The organism is Mesorhizobium sp. M0062, from assembly GCF_040323125.1.
Taxonomy (GTDB): Bacteria; Pseudomonadota; Alphaproteobacteria; order Rhizobiales; family Rhizobiaceae; genus Mesorhizobium.
Window position 1 is genome coordinate 264,096 of record NZ_JAMYUO010000004.1, and the last position, 15,649, is coordinate 279,744.

14 protein-coding genes are annotated in these 15,649 nt (G+C 64.6%); 3 read left to right on the plus strand and 11 right to left on the minus strand.

The window, feature by feature from the left end; genetic code table 11:
- Positions 1-107 precede the first annotated feature (107 nt).
- Positions 108-548, plus strand: a complete 441-nt coding sequence (locus tag NKJ64_RS07450) for a phospholipase A2 family protein (protein ID WP_023693154.1) — start codon at positions 108-110, stop codon at positions 546-548.
- Positions 545-2,695: a phospholipase D-like domain-containing protein gene (locus NKJ64_RS07455; RefSeq protein WP_023829297.1), complete on the plus strand. Its 2,151-nt coding sequence runs from the start codon at positions 545-547 to the stop codon at positions 2,693-2,695. The genes NKJ64_RS07450 and NKJ64_RS07455 overlap by 4 nt, the downstream gene beginning before the upstream one ends.
- 104 nt (positions 2,696-2,799) lie before the next feature.
- On the opposite strand, the gene NKJ64_RS07460 is transcribed toward NKJ64_RS07455, so the two are convergent.
- The 8 genes from NKJ64_RS07460 to rsfS all read right to left on the minus strand — a co-directional run bounded on the left by NKJ64_RS07460 (position 2,800) and on the right by rsfS (position 11,144).
- Complete coding sequence (locus NKJ64_RS07460; RefSeq protein ID WP_023668705.1) at positions 2,800-4,056, minus strand: D-amino acid dehydrogenase; 1,257 nt, start codon at positions 4,054-4,056, stop codon at positions 2,800-2,802.
- 93 nt (positions 4,057-4,149) lie between these two features.
- Positions 4,150-5,259: an alanine racemase gene (gene alr / locus NKJ64_RS07465; RefSeq protein WP_031203235.1), complete on the minus strand. Its 1,110-nt coding sequence runs from the start codon at positions 5,257-5,259 to the stop codon at positions 4,150-4,152.
- Between the two features lie 271 nt (positions 5,260-5,530).
- Positions 5,531-6,046, minus strand: coding sequence for an RNA pyrophosphohydrolase (locus tag NKJ64_RS07470; RefSeq protein ID WP_352462252.1), 516 nt, complete (start codon positions 6,044-6,046; stop codon positions 5,531-5,533).
- 2 nt (positions 6,047-6,048) lie between these two features.
- A complete protein-coding gene (locus tag NKJ64_RS07475) occupies positions 6,049-7,230 on the minus strand; it encodes a divergent polysaccharide deacetylase family protein (RefSeq protein ID WP_023829300.1) in 1,182 nt (393 codons plus the stop codon).
- Between the two features lie 183 nt (positions 7,231-7,413).
- On the minus strand, positions 7,414-8,739 hold the full coding sequence (locus tag NKJ64_RS07480) for a S41 family peptidase (RefSeq protein WP_023668701.1): 1,326 nt from the start codon (positions 8,737-8,739) through the stop codon (positions 7,414-7,416).
- A gap of 1 nt (position 8,740) precedes the next feature.
- Positions 8,741-10,099, minus strand: coding sequence for a murein hydrolase activator EnvC family protein (locus tag NKJ64_RS07485; protein ID WP_023668700.1), 1,359 nt, complete (start codon positions 10,097-10,099; stop codon positions 8,741-8,743).
- A gap of 122 nt (positions 10,100-10,221) precedes the next feature.
- Positions 10,222-10,704: a 23S rRNA (pseudouridine(1915)-N(3))-methyltransferase RlmH gene (rlmH, locus tag NKJ64_RS07490; RefSeq protein ID WP_023829301.1), complete on the minus strand. Its 483-nt coding sequence runs from the start codon at positions 10,702-10,704 to the stop codon at positions 10,222-10,224.
- 62 nt (positions 10,705-10,766) lie between these two features.
- Positions 10,767-11,144, minus strand: coding sequence for a ribosome silencing factor (rsfS, locus tag NKJ64_RS07495; protein WP_023668698.1), 378 nt, complete (start codon positions 11,142-11,144; stop codon positions 10,767-10,769).
- Between the two features lie 241 nt (positions 11,145-11,385).
- Between rsfS and NKJ64_RS07500 the strand changes: the two genes are divergently transcribed.
- Positions 11,386-12,240, plus strand: coding sequence for a mechanosensitive ion channel family protein (locus tag NKJ64_RS07500; protein ID WP_023736854.1), 855 nt, complete (start codon positions 11,386-11,388; stop codon positions 12,238-12,240).
- A 15-nt stretch (positions 12,241-12,255) separates the two neighbouring features.
- On the opposite strand, the gene NKJ64_RS07505 is transcribed toward NKJ64_RS07500, so the two are convergent.
- From NKJ64_RS07505 to NKJ64_RS07515, 3 genes are all read right to left on the minus strand, one after another.
- Positions 12,256-13,536, minus strand: coding sequence for an MFS transporter (locus NKJ64_RS07505; protein WP_023818237.1), 1,281 nt, complete (start codon positions 13,534-13,536; stop codon positions 12,256-12,258).
- 74 nt (positions 13,537-13,610) lie between these two features.
- On the minus strand, positions 13,611-14,198 hold the full coding sequence (locus NKJ64_RS07510) for a nicotinate-nucleotide adenylyltransferase (RefSeq protein WP_023815254.1): 588 nt from the start codon (positions 14,196-14,198) through the stop codon (positions 13,611-13,613).
- A 163-nt stretch (positions 14,199-14,361) separates the two neighbouring features.
- Complete coding sequence (locus NKJ64_RS07515; RefSeq protein ID WP_286487937.1) at positions 14,362-15,648, minus strand: glutamate-5-semialdehyde dehydrogenase; 1,287 nt, start codon at positions 15,646-15,648, stop codon at positions 14,362-14,364.
- Position 15,649: the final 1 nt, after the last annotated feature.

The following is a 15,649-nucleotide window of genomic DNA, read 5'->3' on the forward strand; positions in this document are numbered from 1 at the left end:
CCTTCGCCACAAAATCGGCCAGTGTGGCAACAAGCGCGATGTCGCCTATCATTAGGGATTGGCTGCGCCGGGTGGGACACTTTTTTGCAAAGCTGGTGCGGATCAAAATGCGAGCGGTGCTCGCCATCTTGCCGCTTGTCGCGCTTTCCGCCTGCGCCAATCCATGGACCGCAGTTCCGGAAGCCGAACTGCCCAAGCCGGTCCGCATCGCAATGGCCCGCCCGTCGCCTTTCGTCTTCGGCAATTACTGCGGTCCCGGCACCCGCACCGGCGACCTCTCGGCTCGCCCTGTCAATCGCCTCGACAGCGCCTGCCAAATCCATGACGCCTGCTACATCGCGCGCCATAATCATTGCGACTGCGACGGCGCGCTCGTCGCCTCGGCAAAGGCGATCCGTGATGACAAGACAGCGCCGAAAAAGGTGCGCGGCGAGGCCGAGCTTTTGATCGCCACTTTCGCACTTCCCGTCTGCAAGGTCTTTCCGCAAGGCTTTATGCCGCCGCGCGACCCGGCTGAGCTGAAGACGATGAACGGGGCCACGGGATGAACCGCGCCATCTGCCTGGCTCTGGCCGGGCTGGGGCTGGCGGCCCTTGTCGGTTGCGCCGCCCCGATCCGGCACAGCTGCGATTTCTTCCCCGATGCGAAGGATTGCGGCCGGCCGTCGGTATCGGCCGGCACGCCCGGACCGCAGACTGCAGCAGCAGCGTTTTTCGGCGATGCCGGTGCCAGCGACTATGAAAGGCAGTTCCTGGCGCTGCTCGCCCACAACCAGATCGGCGCCATCGACAGGGCGAACGGCACCGGTCCGTTCGGCCATGACCGCCACGCCATCGCCAACCGCGATTTCCAGGCCACCTACCGGACGCTGGAACAGCTGGCGAAGCCGGTTAGCGCCGAACAGATGCCGGCAGGTAGGGGCACCGGCGAAGGCCATTTCAACGGCCGTTGGCGCGTGTCGCGGCAGACGCTCTATGTCAACGCCGCCGCGCGGCCCTCCGCGCCAAAGACGTTCAGCTTTTCCGGCCTGCAGGCGCGCTCGATCGAGATCGTGATGCGCCAGGCGGGAAAGCAGCCGGTTGAGATATCTGGCGCCTGCGACGGGGCGCTGGCGATTCGCGCCGGCGGTGGCTCGCGCAGCGTGGCGAGCGGTGCCGCCTTCCGCCTCCGCCTGTCGGCCGGGCAAACCGCCAGCCTGTTCCCCAGCGATGGTTTGAACCGTTGCAGCCTCAAGCTCAGCTCCAGTCTGGCGCCGGCAGGCGCCCCGCTCACCATCCTGCGCGAAGAGGTTGCCTATCCGGCGATAGCCGCGCTCGACAGCCGCTACGAGCGTTGTCCAGTGCCCGATCCATCCCGCCTGGATAAGCTTGCCAGCGTCTTTTACGCCGGCCGCTGGCTGTCGCAGAGCTGTTCGCTGCCGCTCGGGTCACCGCGCCTGTTACGCAAGTCGCGCGACGGCTTTAACGCCAAGGTCGAAGCGCTGCTCGGCGCGCCTTTACCCGACAGCGCCTTCGACAAGGCCGACCCCGAACTGCCGCTCGATTTCTCGCGCGCGCCGAAACTCAAGCTGGTCTATCTGTCGTCGCTGGAGTTCAAGGCCGATTTTTCCGGCCGCGTCATCGAGCGGCTGATCCGCCATCACGCAGCCCTCGGCACCAAAGTGCGCATCATGGTCACAGACGTGCTGGAGCGCGACAAGGACGATGCCCTGCTGCACCGGCTGGCGGCCGATTATCCCAATGTCGAGTTGCAGGAATATCGTTGGCGGGCCGACCACGGCGCGCCGGTCGACGAGCAACTGTCACAGCTGCACAAGACCCATCACGTCAAGATGCTGGCGACACTTGCCGAGGATCCCGCCCGCTCGCGCGTCATCATCGGCGGCCGCAACATTCATGACGGCTTCCTCTTCCACAAGCCAATCGACCTGTCGCGCTATCCGAACCTAGAGCAATACGGCAAGACCGACGGCCTCTCGCTCAACTACTATTCGAACTGGAGCGATTTCGACATCGAGTTTGCCGACCCGGCCACGGTCGAGACGCTGGCCGCGCATCTCTCGACATTGTGGCTGCGCGACGCCGACACCAACATCGCAAGACCCTTCTCCATTCCGGTGCGCTCCGACAGCCGGCGCCCGCCGGGCACGGTGCGCCATTTCATTTCCGTGCCCTACGAGGACAACCATGCGCTCGAGACCTATTTCGTCGAGCTGATCGACACTGCCCGGCACCATATCGAGATCGTCAATCCCTACCTTAATCTGACGCCGAAGCTCAGCCTGGCCATCGAGCGGGCGCTGGCGCGCGGCGTCAGGATCGACATTGTCGGCCGCATCGACCTCAAGGGCGATATTGGCGGCAAGCTGCTGACCGCGCTCAACAAGCTGTTCGTCGAGAAATATGGCGACCGCATCAACATCCGCGAATTCAAGGCGCCCGATGTCGTGCTGCACTCCAAGATCATGATGATCGACGAAAGGCTGGTGACGATCTCGTCGGTCAATCTCAACAACCGCAGTTTCTTCCACGATCTGGAGAACGGCATGACGGTGCTCGACCCTGCCTTCTACGCCAGGATGCAGCCGGTCTATGACGACTATGTCGCCCATTCGAACCAGGTATCGACCGAGGTGACGATACCGTGGGCCTACCGATGGCTGTTCTCGAAGGGTTGGGTGAAGGAGGCGTTTTGAAGGGCTGGCGAGGCTGAAGGAATGCCGTTCTGTAGCGATCCTTTACACCCCCTCTGTCCGGTAGGACAGAGGGGGTGCTGGCCCGCGAGCTTTAAAAAGCACCCCTACCTCAAATACCGCTCCGGTCCTAACTCCCGCACATCGATATCAGGCACCTTGCTGGAGATGATGTCGGACAGCACCTTGGCCGAGCCGCAGGCCATCGTCCAGCCAAGCGTGCCGTGCCCGGTGTTGAGATAGAGGTTGGAGAACTCGGTGCGGCCGACCAGCGGCGGCCCGTCCGGCGTCATCGGCCGCAGCCCGCACCAGAAGGACGCCGCCTTGAGGTCGCCGCCATCCGGGAACAGATCGCCGACCGAATGTTCGAGGGTGCGCCGGCGCGATTCATGCAGCCTGAGATCGAAGCCGGAAATCTCCGCCGTGCCGCCGACGCGGATGCGGTCGCCGAGCCTGGTGATCGCCACCTTGTAGGTTTCGTCCATCACCGTCGACACCGGGGCGGCGACCGCGTCCTTGATAGGAACGGTGATCGAATAGCCCTTGACCGGATAGACCGGGATCGGGCGCCTGAGCAGGCGCATGAAGCGCGCCGAATAGCTGCCCAGCGCCAGCACATAAGCGTCGGCCGCGCGCGAGCGCTGGTCGGTGCCGACGCTGACGATGCGATTGCGGTTCTTGGAGAAGCGCCGGATCTGCGTGCCGTACTCGAACGTGACGCCGCGCGCCACGCAGAGCTCGGCCAGCCGATCGGTGAACATCTTGCAGTCGCCAGTTTCGTCGCCGGGCAATCTCAGCCCGCCGACAAACTTTTCCCGCACGCCGGCCAGCGCCGGCTCGGCCCCAATGCAGCCTTCGGGATCGAGCAACTCGTAGGGAACGCCATATTTCTTCAGCACCTCGACATCGCCGCCGGTGCCGTCGAGCTGCTTTTGCGTGCGAAACAGCTGCAGCGTGCCCTTGGTCCGCTCATCATAAGCGATGCCGGTCGCCTCGCGCAGCGCCTTCAGCGTGTCGCGGCTGTATTCGGCGAGCGGCACCATGCGCGCCTTGTTGATGGCGTAGCGATCCGCGGTGCAATTGCGCAGCATCTTGATGAGCCATGTCCACATATACGGATCGAAGGCCGGCCGCACCACCAGCGGGCCGTGCTTCATCAACAGCCACTTGATTGCCTTCAGCGGAATGCCGGGGCCGGCCCAGGGCGAAGCATACCCCGGCGAGATCTCGCCGGCATTGGCGAAGCTGGTTTCCAGCGCCGGCCCTTTCTGGCGGTCGAACACCGTCACCTCGTGGCCGGCCTCAGCGAGATAATAGGCAGTGGTGACCCCGATAACGCCGCCGCCCAACACGAAGATCTTCATCGCATCACTCTCCACGACGACTTCCGTCAGAGGGCCGCCGCCTCCTGTCTGCCGGATTCTGCGGCGTCCGCCAAGGGGCGGCGTGTCGCGGCTCTATTCGTTGATATAGCGGCGGTGGAAGCGGGGGCCGAGACTGGTCAGGATTTCATAACCGATCGTGCCGGCATGACCGGCGGCGTCATCGACGCTCTGCGAGGGGCCCAGGAGTTCGACAAGGTCGCCCTCGCGCAGCCGGCCGGCCGGCAGGGCCGAGATGTCGAGGATGATCGAATCCATCGACACCCGCCCGACAAAGGGCAGTCGCACGCCGTCGAGCCAGGCAGCCGAAGCCGCGCGCCGGTGCCAGCCATCGGCATAGCCGAGCGAGATCGTGGCCGCCCGCAAGGGACCGCTGGCCAGAAACGCATGTCCGTAGCCGACGCCCGCGCCCTTATCGATGCCGCGTGTCTGGATGATCTTTGCCTCGAGCCGCACCACCGGCAGCATCGGGTTCGCCTCATCAGGCGTCGGATTGATGCCGTAGAGCGCAGCGCCCGGACGCGCGAGGTCGTACTGATAGCGCGGCCCAAGAAAGATGCCGGAGGAATTGTCGAGCGACGCCGGCGCCTTGGGCAGCATTTTGCGCAGCCGTTCGAACTCCCTGAGTTGCGCATCATTGGCCGCATTGGTCGGTTCGTCGGCGCGGGCCAGATGGCTCATGGCGAGGACGACATCGACGCCGGCGAAAGCATCGGCCGAAAGCGCCTCGACCTCTGCCGGCGCCATGCCCAGCCGCGACATGCCGCTGTCGACCTGGATGGCGGCCTTGAGCTTGCGGCCGGCCTTTTGGCCTGCCTCGCTCCACGCCTTCAGTTGCCCGGTGCTGTTGATGACGGGAACAAGGTCGGCGGCCACCGCTTCGGGTTCCGAGCCCGGCGGCAGGCCGTTCAGCACATGGATTTCCAGCTTCGGTCCGAGTGCGTCGCGCAGCGCGACACCCTCGGTGAGATGAGCGACAAAGAAGCTGTCGCAGCCTTCGGCAACCAGTGCCGCCGCCACTTGCCGCGCGCCGAGCCCGTAACCGTCGGCCTTGACGACGCCGGCGCAGCGTACGCCGCCGAGCTTTGCCTTGAGCCGCCGGTAATTCTCCCTGACCGCGCCGAGATCGATGGTGAGAATGGCGCCGGCCGCCGCTTCGCTGATCGTATCTTTGGCTTTATGCATTGCAGACCCGCTGAAGTCGGCGCTGCCCCTCATTGTCCTGCCGGATATTTCTCCCCGGCCCTATACGGGGAGTTGAGGAGCGGTCCGCGTAAAGCGGACGAAAAGCCAACTGCTTGGCTTTTCGAGTGACGAAAGTCGGCAGGCAGGTGAGGGGCAGCCCAGACGCTGCGCTAAGAGGCCATTGCCCGGCGTCGTTCATATGGGTCTCGTGGCTGCGGGTGTCGCGATCAATAAAGCACGAATCAGCTGCCGTGCGAACCGTCACATCCAGCTAGGCAAGATGACGGAACGCCGCCACCACATCCTCATAGACCTTGCGTTTGAACGGCACGATCAGATCGGGCAGGTCCTGCATTGGCCGCCATGCCCATTCATCGAATTCGGCGGTGTGGCCGCCCGGCGGCGGATTGATCTGGATCTCGCTGGTCCCGCCGTGAAAGCTGTAGGCGAACCATTTCTGCGTCTGGCCGCGATAACGCCCCTTGAGGGCTATGCCGACCAGATCGGGCGGCAGGTCGTAATTGATCCAGTGCGGCGCCTCGGCGAGCAGCGTGACCGAGCGCATGCCGGTCTCTTCATAGAGTTCGCGCCCGGCCGCCTGCAGCGGCTCCTCGCCCTCCTCGATGCCGCCTTGCGGCATCTGCCAGAGCTGCGTGGTGCCGGCGAATTCGCTGTCCGGCTCGGCGATGCGGTGCCCGACCCAGACCAGCCCGTCGCCATTGAGGATCATCAGCCCGACACAGGGGCGGTATGGCAGCGTCTCGGGGTCCACAGGTTTCTTCGTCATGATCAGCCTTTTTCCGGGTCGATGGCCACCGCCGAGATCGGCACGATCTCGATGCCGCGCTTTTTCGCTTCGACCGCCCAGGACGCCACGGTATCGACGGTGAGGTCGAAGGCCGAGCCGATGCCGACGGCGGAGCCTTTGGCGCGCGCGGTCGCTTCCAGCGCGTCGAGCTTTTTCAGGATGGCGCCGCGGTCCTGCACGGCGTCGATTGCCGTATCGCCGGCGACGAACGGCACACCGTCCTTCAAGGCGAGATCGGACGCCAGGCTCCGTGCGGACGAGCCGTCATCGACATAGGCAAGGCCGCGCTTGCCGAGTTCGGCCATGAACGGCCCCATCGCCGTCGCGTCGGCCGAAAAGCGAGCCCCCATATAGTTCATGACGCCGGTATAGTTGGTGGTCCGCGACAGCGCCCAGCGCAGATTCTTCAGATTCTCGTCCGGGCTTGCCGCCACTGTCAGCGTGTTGCGGCCAGGATTGACATTGGGATAGTCGAACGGTTCGAGCGGCACCTGCATGACCACTTCATGCCCGCTCTGCCGTGCCGCCTGCATCCACCGGCTAATGCTGTTGCCTTGCGGCGCAAAAGCCAGCGTCACTTCGGCCGGCAGCTTGGCGATCGCCGCCTGCGTGCCGGTCTGCGACACGGCAAGCCCGCCGATGACGATTGCCACGCGAGCGCCACGCGAACCCGACCACGGCCGCGCATAGACATCGAACGGCCGCCGGCCGTCAGCGGCGCGAACCGGCAACGGGCCGGTGTCGCTGGCCTCGATCAGCGCCCTGTCGGGGATATGCGCGATCTTCAGGTTCTGGCCGATCGTCGACGGGTCATGGATGACGATGGCTGCATTGGGCGGGCCGTCACCCTCCTGGGTTTGCACATGGATGATCTGCGGACCGCTGGCCTTGGGCGTTTCCGCCTTCGGCGCTGCCGCCGTCGCTTGAGCAGTGGGTGCTGCGGCCGCGGGCTCGGCCGCCGCCGTCACCTTTGGCGTCGAGACCGCGATTGCTTCCGTTTTGCGGAACGGCTTCTCGCGCAGCGCGATCGCGCCGGAGATGCCGACCGCGGCCAGCACGACCAGCGTCGCCGCGACGGCGCCAGCGCTGATCCCGCGCGACGCAGCACGCGGTCGGACGGTCTGTCCGAGCGGGCGTTCGATGTCCTTGCCGACGTCAGCCAAGCCGCATCCCCGGGCGCGTGATCAGCGAAATCTTTTCGCCATGCGCAGATCCAAAACTGACGGCGCGTCCCCTGCGCCTTTTGAGGCGCAGCGCCCAGCTGCCCCCGAATCAAACTGCCGGAACCTCACGGTCCCGGCAGCATTGCATCGCTTCGATTGGGCAGCCAGAGCTACCAGTCGATTTTATTGGTTAAGCACTGCCTTCTCCGGATTCGGCGGGAATGCCGGGTCGGTCTTCTGGCCGCGCAGCAGCTGTTCGGCATAGATCAGCTGCAGATCGTCCTTTGGATCCGGCGGCACATAGGCAGCCGAGCCCGAACCGGTATCGCTCTCGTCGGCGCCCTTGATGTGGCCCTTGAGGTCAGATTCACCGCGCGTCAGGTCCCTGCCCTGCAGTTCGGGCGGCAGCGGCTGGTCGACCTTGATGTCGGGCGTGATGCCCTTGCCCTGGATCGACTTGCCGGACGGCGTGTAATAGAGCGCCGTCGTCAGGCGCAGCGCGCCGTTCTCGCCAAGCGGGATGATGGTCTGCACCGAGCCCTTGCCGAAGGACTGCGTGCCGACCACTGTGGCGCGGCGCAGGTCCTGCAGCGCGCCGGCGACGATCTCGGAGGCGCTGGCCGAACCGCCATTGACGAGCACGATCAGCGGCTTGGCGCCGATGTCGTCGCCTGCCTTGGCGTCGAAGCGTGTGACGTCCTTCGGGTCGCGGCCGCGGGTCGAGACGATCTCGCCACGGTCGAGGAAGGCGTCGGACACGCTCACCGCCTGGTCGAGCAGGCCGCCCGGGTTGAGCCTGAGATCGAGCACATAGCCCTTGAGCTTGTCGTTCGGCACCTGCTTCTTGATGGTGTCGATGGCGTTCTCGAGGTCGTCATAGGTCTTTTCGGTGAAGGAGGTGATCTTCATGTAGCCGATGTCGTTCTCGACCCGGAACTTGACCGCCTTGACCTTGATGATGTCGCGCACCACCGTCAACTCGATCGGCTTGTCGGCGCCTTGGCGCAGGATGGTCAGCTTGATCGGCGTGTTGACCAGGCCGCGCATCTTTTCGACCGCATCGTTGAGCGTCAGGCCGCGAACCTCTTGGCCGTCGATCTTGGCGATATAGTCGCCGGCCAGCACGCCTGCCTTGGCAGCCGGGGTGTCGTCGATCGGCGTGATCACCTTGACCAGGTCGTTCTCCATGGTGACCTCGATGCCGAGGCCGCCGAACTCACCCTTGGTCTGCACGCGCATGTCCTGCGCCTGCTCGGCATTCATGTAGGAGGAGTGCGGATCGAGCGAGGTGAGCATGCCGTTGATGGCGTTTTCGACCAGCGACTTGTCGTCCGGCGGCGTCACATACTGCGCCCGCACGCGCTCGAAGATGTCGCCGAAGATCGCCAGTTGCTTGTAGGTCTCGGAGCCTGCAGCGTTCGCCGTCGAGCCGGGCGCGCCATAGACCAGGCTCATCGCTGACGCGCCCATCAGCGCACCGGCAATAAGAAGCGACAGTTTCCGCATCATTTCACGTCCTTCCAGAGAAGCGGTCCGCCCACCATGGGGTCGGATCGACGGGTTTTCCATCCTTGCGGAACTCGACATAGAGTTCCGGCGTGGCATTTCCATTCTTCGAGGCCGAGGTGCTTGCCACCCGGGCCTCTCCCATCGCGCCGACCGGCTCTCCTGCGAGCACCGACTGGCCAGACGCGACGCTGATTCTGCTCATCCCCGCCAGGACGACATGATAGCCGTCTCCCGCATTGAGGATCAAGAGTTGACCATAGGAGCGAAAAGGCCCCGCATAAAGCACATTTCCGTCCGCCGGTGCCGTGACGATGGCTCCCGATTGTGTCGCAACCATGTCGCCAAGCATCACCGCGCCGTTACCGTCATCGGCCCCGAAACGCAGCTTGATCTTGCCGGTGACCGGCAGCGAGACTTGTCCCTGAAGTGCCGAAAACGGCGCGGCGGCGGTGAGGCGGTTGCCTTCCGGCACGGGCAGCGAAGCCAGCTCCGTCGACGCGGTTGTGCCTGCATCGGCGTTATCGGCGTCCGGCTTATCGCTGTCGGCCGCTTTCTGTTCGCCTGCCTTGACGGCATCCGCCGCCTTGCGGCTCTTGTCGGCTTCAAGCGAAGCGATCAGCTCTTTCAGGCTGCCGGCCTTGGCCGCAAGCGCCTGGGACCGCTGCTTTTCAGCGGCCATCGCCGTCCAGGTGTCCGCCTCGAGCTTCTGCTTGGCTTCGAGCAGCATGGAGAGGCGTTTCTTTTCCGCCGTCTGCTCGCCGACCGCCGCCGTCAGCCTCGTCCGCTCGGCCTCGATCGAGGCCGTCACCCGGGTCTGTTCCCTGAGGTCGGCCAGCAATTTGTCGGTCTGCTGGCGCAGTTCCGGCACCACTGCGCCGAGCAGGATGGCGCTGCGCACCGACGACAGCGCGTCTTCCGGCTTGACCAGGATCGCCGGCGGCGGATTGAGCCCCATGCGCTGCAGCGCCCCCAGCACCTCGGCCAGCACGTCGCGCCGCGCCGCCAGCGAGACACGGATCTTCTGTTCCTCGCCCTTCAGTCCTTCGAGCCTGGCGCCGATATCCTCGATGTCCTGGCCGAGCTTCTGCTCGGTCATAGCCGACTGGATAAGCGCCGCGGTGATCGAGGCATGGTCCTTCTTGACCGAAGCAATGTCGGCGGCGAGCTTGGCCAGCCGTTCGGACGACAGCGTGATCTCGGCCGACACCTTCTCATATTCGGCACGGCTCAGATCGGGGTCGGGCGCCACGTCCAGCGTATTTTCGGCCCGTGCAAGCCCGAGCGACAGCAAAACCACCGCCGCAGCGATGCCGCAGCGCGCGTGCCGGAAGCCCGTTCGTGATTTCCCGTTGTCAGCCATTGAAGCCCGACTCTATGCGTGGCTTCGTTAACGAACCATCAACCATGATCGAACCGAAGCCTAGCACAAAACAGCCGCGCATTGGGGCGGAAATCCGGACGATTGACCCTCGACCCACTGATTTACGAACGGTGGTAGGGATGTCCCGAAAGAATCGTTGCCGCCCGATAGAGCTGCTCGCCCAGCATGACACGCACCAGTTGGTGCGGCCAGGTCGCCGCGCCGAACGAGACCATCAGCTCAGCCTGATCGCGAACCGACTGGTCGTGCCCGTCGGCGCCGCCAATGGCGATGACCAACGCCTTGCGTCCGCCATCGCGCAACTGGCCGATACGGTTGGCGAAATCGTCTGAGGACAGGTTCTTGCCGCGTTCGTCGAGCAGGAACAGCGCCGTGCCCGGCTGCAACTGTGCCTGCAGCTTCTGGCCTTCCTCGCGGCGGCGCTCATTGGGGTTCTGGGCTCGTCCCTCGGCGATCTCGGCGACACCAGAGAATTCGAACCCGATCGCCGGGCCGCTCTTGGCGAAACGCTCGAAATAGCGGTCGGCGAGCTCTCTCTCGGGGCCGGCCTTCATCCGGCCCACGGCATGAACTGCTATCTTCATCCCTGCCTCGGCGAGCTTTCAATCCATGTCGCACCCAGGATGGTTACGACATGAGACGGAGCTCAGTGCAAGGTCTCTTCCTCGAGGTCCGGCGCCTGCCACATCTTTTCAAGATTGTAGAATTCGCGGACTTCTGGGCGGAAGACATGGACGATGATGTCGCCTGAATCGATCAGGACCCAGTCGGCGCCGGACAGCCCCTCGACGCGCGCCGTGCCGAGACCGGCATCCTTGAGCGCCTTGAGCAGGTGGTCGGCGACAGCCGAGACATGACGGTGTGACCGGCCCGACGCGATGACCATATAGTCGCCGAGGCTCGATTTCCGCTGAATGTCGATTGAGACAATATTTTCGGCCTTGGAGTCTTCCAGACTGGCAAGGACTGTCTTGATGGCACGGGACACGGCGTCATCTACGCTGATCCTGGCCGGCGAAGGCATGATGTCAGCCTTCTTCCGCAATGCTGTTCTCAGTGTATTTCCTTTCGCAGCAAGAACAACCAAATCACCCACGAAATCAGGTGACACCCTATAGATAGGCAGAGTTCCCTTGCAGTTTCAAGACGGGAGGCCCTGCCACCGCGAACGCAGTGCACGACTTCCGGTTCCGGAGCCTTGAGAAAAATCGGAACCCATGGCCGCGGCAGGGGTTATCGACACACCCCCCAAACGGATTTTCCTGATGCCAATCGACCCCCAGAACACGCTGCTCACCGTGCAGGCTGGCCTTGCGCAACTCAGCACACTGATCGTTTCCTATTCCTTCTCCGCCATCGGCGCCATCATCCTGCTGGTCGTCGGCTATCTCGTCGCCGGGCTCGCAGAACGATCGATCTCAGCCGGCCTCGGCCATATCCATGGTTTCGACGCGACGCTGCGCCATTTCTTCTCGAAGATCGTGCGCTACGCCATCCTGATCCTGGTGGTCATCATGGTGCTCGGCCAGTTCGGCGTTCAGACGGCCTCGATCATCGCCGCCATCGGCGCCATCGGGCTGGCAATCGGCCTGGCGCTGCAAGGCACGCTGCAGAACATCGCCGCAGGCATCATGCTTCTGGCGCTCAGGCCATTCCGCATTGGCGAATATGTCGAGGTCGGCGCCATTTCCGGCACCGTCGAGGAAATCGGCCTGTTCGCCACCAAGCTCCGCACGACAGACGGCGTCTATGTGCTGGCGCCCAATTCGACGCTGTGGAACCAGCCGGTGCGCAATTTTACCCGCAACGGTGTGCGCCGCGGAGACATCACGCTGAGCATCGGCTCCTGGAACGACATCGACCTGGCGCAGAAAACCATGCTGGGCGTTGCCGGCGGCGAGCGCCGCGTCAAGCGAGAGCCGGCGCCGATCGCCTTCGTCGCCACGGTGGGCGATGCCAGCGTCGCCATCACCTTGCGCTACTGGACCACGGCGGCGGATTTCTTCGCCACCCAGATCGATCTCACCAAACGCGTCAAGCAGGCGTTCGACGCCGAAGCCATTTCGGTTCCCGCACCTCCGCCGGAGGCTCGACAGGAAACTGCCGCTACCAGGCAGTAGGAGCTGTGAAACCGTTCAGCGCTTATCTTCCGGGGCGTAGGCGAGCTCCACCGGCAGCGGCGCCTGCGCCGACATCGGCGCGAAACTGCTGGTCTCCGTAGCGGGGACGGCGCGCGTGGTGGCCACTCGCCACAGCACGAACAGGCAGAAGACAGTGGCGATGACGATGGCCACATAAATGAAGGCCTGCGTGCCATAGACAGCCGACAGGGCCGTCACGATACCCGGCACGATGAACCCCGACAGCGACCAGGCAAACAGCAACGAACTCGACAGCGCCACCATGTCGTCCTTGCCGGCGCGGTCGGCGGCATGCGCGCTGGCCAGCGAATAGATCGATTCCGAGGCGCCGTCCCAGACGATGTAGATCACCACGAGCACCATCAGCGCGCCGCCGTCGAAGCCGATGGCCAGAATACCGGCGACGATGGCCAGTGCCGCAGCGCCGGCCAGCACGTAACGGCGATCGGTACGGTCGGAAATCCAGCCGAGCGGTATCTGCAGGATCAGCGTGCCGACGGGCATCGCCGACAAAAGCAGCGCCACATCGGCCTGGCTATAGCCTTTGGCCGTGGCATGGATCGGTGCGAACCCGGCGATCGCCATCGACAGACCGCCGACGGCCAGCATGCCGGCCACGCCGACCGGCGAGATCCGCCAGGCGCGGCCAAGCGCCACGGAGGCTGCGCGAGGTGGCGGCGGTTGAGCCAACCGCGTCATGCCGACCGGCAGGATCGACACTGCGGTGAAGGCAATGCCGATCAGCGGCGCCTGCGCCGTCGCGATGTCGACCGCCGCCAGCAGGGCATAGCCGACGCCAAGTCCGGCGACATAGGCGACGTAAAACACCGCCATCACCCGGCCGCGAATGGCGTTTGCGACGGCATCGTTGAGCCAGCTCTGGGCGACGATGAACAGGCCGCATATGGCAAAACCGTAAAGCGCGCGCGCGGCGATCCACAGCAGCGGGTAGGTGCCGGCGCCAATGGCAGCATTGGACAGCGCAATCAACGCCGACAGCACCATGAAGGCCCGGGCATGCCCGACGCGGCGCACCAGCGGCCCGGTCAGGATGCAGCCGGCAAGGCCGCCGGCGGAAAGGCCGGTGATGATCAGCCCGGCCCAGGTCGGATCGAAGCGCTCGACCCCAAGCCGGACCGGGATATAGGCGAACATCAACCCATTCCCGACCGCAATCAGCGCCATCGACACGATTACGCTGGCAATGGCGATCACGGGCGCCGGCGGGGCGCCATGATTGGGGTCGATGTCGGTCTGGTTCACTGAAGTGGCCATATCCAGCGCAGCATCGCCCAGCCAATCGCGAAAGGCCGCCGTAAAAGCGACATCGGCGATCTGGTCTTACGGAGTTACCCCTTGGCTTGCTGGCGAATAGCACTCGATGACAGCGATGAGCGTGGGCCGTGGATGAAGGTCCAGGCCGGCGCCTTCATGCGGGCGAGCCGGGGCGCGTCACCCTCGTCGACGCGGGCATAGTCGAAGGTCTTGGCCACGACCGAGGACAGGAAGGACAGCGTCGCGCCCGGGCGGTCGATGACGGCGATCGGGAAGGTCATGACGATCTGGCGCCAGCGCTGCCAACGGTGGAAATCGCGGAGTGAGTCGGCGCCCATGATCCAGACGAAGTCGACGCCGGGATTGCGTGCCTTGACCAGCGCCAGCGTGTCGGCGGTGAAGCGAATATGATGCGCCGCCTCGAAGGCGGTGACCTTGATCTTCGGGTTCTTGGCGATCTGCTCCGACTGCAGCAGCCGGTCGCTCAGCGGCGCCAATTCCCTCGTGCTCTTCAGCGGATTGCCTGGAGTGACCATCCACCAGAGCTGGTCGAGCGCGAGGCGCCGCAAGGCAATTTCCGCCACCAGCGCATGGCCGGCATGCGGCGGGTTGAATGAGCCGCCGAACAGGCCGACGGCAAGGCCCTTTTCGGCATGCGGCATGCGGAGGTAGTGCGAGGAAAGAGGCGCCCCACCCTCCCCCTTGTGGGGAGGGTCGATCCGCGAAGCGGAGCGGGGTGGGGGGATTGCAGAATTCAGCGTCGTACCCCCACCCGGCTCGCTGCGCTCGCCACCCTCCCCACAAGGGGGAGGGTAAGGCCAGCGCTCAAGGCCTCACCTGTCCCGACCCGCGCACGCGGTATTTGAACGAGGTCAGCTGTTCGACGCCAACCGGTCCGCGCGCATGCATCTTGCCGGTGGCGATGCCGATCTCGGCGCCCATGCCGAACTCGCCGCCATCGGCGAACTGGGTGGAGGCATTGTGCAGGAGAATCGCCGAGTCGATCTCGTTGAAGAAGCGCTGCACAGCCTCTGCATCCTCGGCGATGATCGCCTCGGTGTGATGTGAGGAGAACGTCTCGATATGGTCGATGGCACCGGCAATCCCGTCTACCAGCTTTACCGCGATGATGGCGTCGAGATATTCGGTCACCCAGTCGGCATCGGTCGCCGGCTTGGCGTCGAAGAACAGCTTCATCACTTCCTGATCGGCATGGATCTCGCAGCCGGCTGCGCGTAGCGCGTCGAGGATCGGCACCAGATGCGTGGAGGCCACCGCGCGGTCGACCAGCAAAGTCTCTGCAGCGCCACAGACACCGGTGCGCCGCATCTTGGCGTTGACGGCGATCCTGACCGCCATGTCAAGATCGGCCGAGCGGTCGATGTAGAGATGGCAGATGCCTTCAAGATGGGCAAAGACCGGCACCCGCGCCTCGCTCTGGACGCGCCCGACCAGGCTCTTGCCGCCCCGCGGAATGATGACGTCGAGATTGCCGGAAAGCCCTTTCAGCATCTCACCGACGGCGGCGCGGTCAGTGGTCGGCACCAGCTGGATGGCGTCTTCGGGCAGGCCGGCGGCCTTCAACCCCTCGACCAGGCAGGCATGGATGGTGGCGGATGAATTGAGCGAGTCCGAGCCGCCGCGCAGGATCACCGGATTGCCGGCCTTGAGGCAGAGTGCGCCGGCATCCGCCGTCACATTCGGCCGGCTTTCATAAATGACGCCGACAACGCCGAGCGGCGTGCGCACGCGCTCGATCTGCAGGCCGTTGGGGCGATCCCAGGCGGCAATCACATCGCCGACCGGGTCCCTGAGCCCGGCGATTTCACGGATGCCATCCGCCATGGCACGGGTGCGCGCCGGATCGAGCTTCAACCGGTCCATGAAGGAGCCGGACAAGCCCGATTCGTGTCCGTTAGAGACATCGATGGCGTTGGCATCGAGAATCTGCTGCTGGCGCGCGATGATCGCGTCGGCCATGGCGAGAAGTGCGGCATCCTTGGCGGCGGCGGTCGCAATCGCCAACGGTCGGGCGGCCGCGCGGGCGCGGCGGCCGATATCAGCCATCAGCGCGACGGTGTCATCCCCGGATTGTTCATGCAACTTCAGCATG

Excerpts from the sequence above, each read along its gene's own strand:
- NKJ64_RS07450 (WP_023693154.1), top strand. The coding sequence starts at position 108 with ATGCGAGCGGTGCTCGCCATCTTGCCGCTTGTCGCGCTTTCCGCCTGC.
- NKJ64_RS07455 (WP_023829297.1), top strand. The coding sequence starts at position 545 with ATGAACCGCGCCATCTGCCTGGCTCTGGCCGGGCTGGGGCTGGCGGCC.
- NKJ64_RS07460 (WP_023668705.1), bottom strand. The coding sequence starts at position 4,056 with ATGAAGATCTTCGTGTTGGGCGGCGGCGTTATCGGGGTCACCACTGCC.
- alr (WP_031203235.1), bottom strand. The coding sequence starts at position 5,259 with ATGCATAAAGCCAAAGATACGATCAGCGAAGCGGCGGCCGGCGCCATT.
- NKJ64_RS07470 (WP_352462252.1), bottom strand. The coding sequence starts at position 6,046 with ATGACGAAGAAACCTGTGGACCCCGAGACGCTGCCATACCGCCCCTGT.
- NKJ64_RS07480 (WP_023668701.1), bottom strand. The coding sequence starts at position 8,739 with ATGATGCGGAAACTGTCGCTTCTTATTGCCGGTGCGCTGATGGGCGCG.
- NKJ64_RS07485 (WP_023668700.1), bottom strand. The coding sequence starts at position 10,099 with ATGGCTGACAACGGGAAATCACGAACGGGCTTCCGGCACGCGCGCTGC.
- rlmH (WP_023829301.1), bottom strand. The coding sequence starts at position 10,704 with ATGAAGATAGCAGTTCATGCCGTGGGCCGGATGAAGGCCGGCCCCGAG.
- rsfS (WP_023668698.1), bottom strand. The coding sequence starts at position 11,144 with ATGCCTTCGCCGGCCAGGATCAGCGTAGATGACGCCGTGTCCCGTGCC.
- NKJ64_RS07500 (WP_023736854.1), top strand. The coding sequence starts at position 11,386 with ATGCCAATCGACCCCCAGAACACGCTGCTCACCGTGCAGGCTGGCCTT.
- NKJ64_RS07505 (WP_023818237.1), bottom strand. The coding sequence starts at position 13,536 with ATGGCCACTTCAGTGAACCAGACCGACATCGACCCCAATCATGGCGCC.
- NKJ64_RS07510 (WP_023815254.1), bottom strand. The coding sequence starts at position 14,198 with ATGCCGCATGCCGAAAAGGGCCTTGCCGTCGGCCTGTTCGGCGGCTCA.
- NKJ64_RS07515 (WP_286487937.1), bottom strand. The coding sequence starts at position 15,648 with ATGCTGAAGTTGCATGAACAATCCGGGGATGACACCGTCGCGCTGATG.